Origin of the sequence: Cupriavidus basilensis (assembly GCF_029335485.1) — a bacterium.
Lineage (GTDB): Bacteria > Pseudomonadota > Gammaproteobacteria > Burkholderiales > Burkholderiaceae > Cupriavidus > Cupriavidus basilensis_E.
The window spans coordinates 1-344 of the sequence record NZ_JARJLM010000175.1 but is presented as its reverse complement, the minus strand read 5'-3'; the positions used below and the strand labels follow the sequence as shown (position 1 = coordinate 344).

1 protein-coding gene is annotated in these 344 nt (G+C 65.7%); it reads left to right on the top strand.

Annotated features, from left to right (window positions below; genetic code table 11):
* Positions 1 to 344, top strand: a 344-nt coding sequence (locus tag P3W85_RS10385) for an enoyl-CoA hydratase-related protein (protein ID WP_276264725.1), incomplete at both ends; no start/stop codon positions are given.

The window sequence follows — 344 nt, the reverse complement described above, 5'->3', positions numbered from 1 at the left end:
AACCGGCGCATGACGCAGGTGCTCGACGAGCTGGAATTCCATCCGGAGGTCGGCGTGCTCGTGCTGACCGGCGAAGGCACCGCGTGGACGGCCGGCATGGATCTTCAGGAATATTTCCGCGACACTGAAGCGCATGGCCTGAAGGGCACGCGCAAGGCACAGCGCGAGAGCTACGGCTGGTGGCGGCGCCTGCGCTGGTACCAGAAGCCTACCATCGCGATGATCAACGGCTGGTGCTTCGGTGGCGGCTACGGTCCGCTGTTCGCGTGCGATCTGGCGTTCTGCTCCGAGGAAGCGCACTTCGGCCTGTCCGAGATCAACTGGGGCATTCTGCCGGGCGGGGG